This window comes from Mesorhizobium sp. M7D.F.Ca.US.004.03.1.1, assembly GCF_003998635.1.
Lineage (GTDB): Bacteria > Pseudomonadota > Alphaproteobacteria > Rhizobiales > Rhizobiaceae > Mesorhizobium > Mesorhizobium loti.
Genome location: NZ_RZQG01000664.1, coordinates 1 through 3,375 on the forward strand (window position 1 = coordinate 1; position 3,375 = coordinate 3,375).

Genomic DNA, 3,375 nt, shown 5'->3' on the forward strand with positions numbered 1-3,375 from the left:
GCTGGAAATAGCCCATCAGCTCGACGACATCCTGCGGGAAATTGTCGACGCCGGCCTCGAGGTTGCGGCGCAAGGCACGGGCCGTGCCCATATCGGTGCCGGGCGCCCGGCCGATGCCGAGATCGATACGGCCCGGATGCAAGGCGGCCAGCGTGCCGAACTGCTCGGCAATGACCAGCGGCGCATGGTTGGGCAGCATGATGCCGCCGGCACCGACGCGAATGGTCTTCGTGCCACCGGCGACATGGGCGATGACGACAGCGGTTGCCGCACTGGCGATCCCCGGCATGTTGTGATGCTCGGCCAGCCAGTAGCGCTTGTAGCCCAGCCGCTCGGCATGGCGGGCAAGATCGAGCGAGTTGGCCAGCGACTGCGAGGCATCGCTGCCTTCGATGATCGGCGACAGATCGAGAACGGAAAGGTCGGTCATGAACGGTATCCTGTGTCAGGACCGCATGTAGGAAGCGCCCGGCGACGCCGCAAATTCAAAAATATTGATCAACCTTTCGCGGGTTCGGTGTCGGCGTTGTCGTCCTCCTCGACGACGGTCGTCTGCTGCGCGGCGAGAAAATTGCCGACATGGCTCAGCCCATCGAAATGATCGCAGAACACCTTGATGACGACCAGGAGAGGCACCGCCATCAGCGCGCCGACGAAGCCCCATAGCCATGACCAGAAGGCGATGGCGATGAAGATCGCCACGGCGTTGATCTCGAGGCGCCGGCCGACCACCATCGGCGTCACGAACTGGCCTTCGACGATGTCACACAACAGCACGAAGGCCGGCGCCAGCAGTGCGTAGGCGATTGTGTCGAAGCTGATCAGCGCCATGATCGTGACAAGCACGATGGTGATCAGCGCTCCGACATAGGGCAGGAAGTTGAGCAATGCCGCGGCCACGCCCCAGACCAGCGGGTTGGGCATGCCTAGTGCCCACAGGCCAAGGCCGATGACGGCGCCGAGACCGGCATTGATGATGGTGACGGTGAGCAGATAGTGCGAGATTTCGCGCTCGACGTCATAGACGACGCGTAGCGCCCGCTTCTTTTCGCTGAGACGGGCGAAGGACTGGATGATCTTTTCATAGAACATCGTGCCGGACGCGAGCAGGAACAGCGACAGCACGAAGATGATGGTGAGGCTTGTTCCCGCCGACAGGATGTTGCTGGCCGCCGCCGACATGATGCCGGACTGCGCCACCGCCACCTTCTGGATGCCCGGCTCCTGCGAGGTCTCGGTCAGCTGTTCGACCTGATGCGAGATCTGCATGATCTTCTCGAACGGTTGCCGCAATTGCGCCAGCCGTTCGGTGAGTTGCTGGCCGATCGACGAGGTGTTGTTGATGAGGTCGATGATCGGGCTGCTGAGCAGGTAACCGGCGCTGGCAAAGATGCAGATCGACAACAGCACCAGAAGGCTCGCGGAAATCACTTCGGGGATACCGTGCTTGCGCAGGAGCCGAACGATGGGCGTCAGCGTCAGAGCCAGCAGGAAAGCCAGGATGACCGGCATGAAGAAGGCGCGGGCAAAGTAGAGCGCGTAGATGGCCATGAACAGGAAGATGCCGATCAGCAGTGAACGCATCAGATGCGTGTCGGCACGAGCCGCGACGCGCGCGTCGTCAACCTCGGCAACGCCTGTGCTCAAAGCGGCGGGTTCGGCTTTCATCACGGTCCCTCAACGGCGCACCGCAATTGGTGCCATCCGTCGGTGGAAAACGCTGACGTGGCTTCAAGGTTCCTTTAGCCGGCAAGGCCTGCGCCCGTAGGCCTTGCCATTGGCTCAGGCGACGGGCGCAGCCAGTGCCGGTGCGGCCTTGGACGTTTCCTTGCGTACGATCGGCGCCACCCTGGTGCCGTAGAGTTCGATCGCCTTCATGATCTTGGCATGCGGCATGGTGCCGATCGCCATCTGCAGCAGGAAGCGGTCATTGCCGAAGATCTTCTGCTGAGCAACGATCTTCTCGGCCACCTGCTCGGGGCTGCCGACGAACAAGGCGCCATCAGGACCACGCGACTGGTCGAAATGCGCCCGCGATGTCGGTCCCCAGCCGCGCTCGCGGCCGATGCGGTTCATCACTTCCGCCTGCGGGCCGTAAAAATCGTCGGCCGCCTGCTCGGTCGTTTCGGCGATGAAGCCGTGCACGTTGATGCTGGTGGCAAGGCCCGCCGGATCGCTGCCGGCGCGCTTGGCGGCCTCACGGTAGAGATCGAACAGCGGCGCGAAGCGCGCCGGCTCGCCGCCGATGATCGCGAGCGCCAGCGGCAGGCCAAGGGCACCCGCGCGCGCCGCCGATTGTGGCGTGCCGCCAATGGCGATCCACACCGGCAGCCTGTCCTGGAAGGGCCGGGGATAAACGCCGCGATCATTGATCGGCGTACGCAGATTGCCAGACCAGGTGACCTTCACGCTATCGCGGATGGCAAGCAGCAGATCGAGCTTTTCGGCGAACAGCTCGTCATAGTCCTCGAGGTTGTAGCCGAACAGCGGGAAGGATTCGATGAACGAGCCGCGCCCGGCCATGATCTCGGCGCGGCCGCCCGACAGAAGGTCGAGCGTGGCAAATTGCTGGAAGACGCGCACCGGGTCATCGGAAGACAGAACGGTGACCGCGCTGGTCAGCTTGATACGCTTCGAGCGCTCGGCGGCCGCGGCCAGGGCCACGACCGGTGCCGAGGCGGCATAATCGGGCCGGTGATGCTCGCCGAGGCCGAAGACGTCGAGGCCGACCTGGTCGGCCAGTTCGACCTCCTCGATCAGGTTGCGCAGCCGCTCATGCGGGCCGATGGCGCCGGGACCCGGCTGCGGGCTGACGTCGGCGAAGGTGTAGAGACCGAGTTCCATTGATGTCATCCTGATGTTGGGTTTTGTGGCTAGAGGTAGCGACCGACCCGCCTCGCCGCCAGAGGGGCGGACGGTGAACAGTGCATGTCGGTTTAGGCCGAAAAGGCGTCTCCCGAGTGCAACAGCCAACAATTTCATGGCTGCCATGCCGTTTTGGCGCTTGAACTCTCGGTTTTCGCGCGTATGTAAGCGTCGCGAATTGACTTCAGGGAAGTGGACTTGGCTATCTACAGGGAAAAAGACGTTTTCGAGCGGCGCAACGCCGCAAACGAGGCAAAGAAGGCGCTCCTCGAGCGCTTCAAGGCAAAGCCGGCGGCGGATGATCCCGCAGTGCTGGCGCGGCAGGCCGAACGCAAGGCGATCCTCGAGGCTCGCGAAATCCGCGAGGCCGAGAAGGCGAGGCTGAAGCAGGAAAAGCTGGCACGCGAAGCGGTCGAGAAGGCCGAGCGCGAGGCAGCAGCCGAGGCGGCACGTATCGCCGCCGAGGAAGCTGCACAGGCTGAGGCCAAGATTCGGGAATCCGACGAGAAC

The 3,375-nt window shown here is 63.4% G+C and carries 4 protein-coding genes; 1 reads left to right on the forward strand and 3 read right to left on the reverse strand.

Annotated features, from left to right (window positions below; translation table 11 throughout):
- The 3 genes from EN935_RS27575 to EN935_RS27585 form a co-directional block, all read right to left on the reverse strand.
- A partial coding sequence (locus EN935_RS27575) for an MsnO8 family LLM class oxidoreductase (protein ID WP_127373821.1) occupies positions 1–430 on the reverse strand: 430 nt, incomplete at its 3' end.
- A gap of 68 nt (positions 431–498) precedes the next feature.
- Positions 499–1,668: an AI-2E family transporter gene (locus EN935_RS27580; protein ID WP_127262588.1), complete on the reverse strand. Its 1,170-nt coding sequence runs from the start codon at positions 1,666–1,668 to the stop codon at positions 499–501.
- A gap of 114 nt (positions 1,669–1,782) precedes the next feature.
- Positions 1,783–2,844 (reverse strand): LLM class flavin-dependent oxidoreductase, encoded by a 1,062-nt coding sequence (locus EN935_RS27585; RefSeq protein ID WP_109667241.1) that lies wholly within the window; start codon positions 2,842–2,844, stop codon positions 1,783–1,785.
- 219 nt (positions 2,845–3,063) lie between these two features.
- Between EN935_RS27585 and EN935_RS27590 the strand changes: the two genes are divergently transcribed.
- On the forward strand, positions 3,064–3,375 hold a 312-nt coding region (locus EN935_RS27590; protein WP_127373822.1), incomplete at its 3' end, for a DUF6481 family protein.

Bases quoted from the DNA above. Each gene is read 5' to 3' on its own strand.
- EN935_RS27580 (WP_127262588.1), bottom strand. From the start codon at position 1,668: ATGAAAGCCGAACCCGCCGCTTTGAGCACAGGCGTTGCCGAGGTTGAC.
- EN935_RS27585 (WP_109667241.1), bottom strand. From the start codon at position 2,844: ATGGAACTCGGTCTCTACACCTTCGCCGACGTCAGCCCGCAGCCGGGT.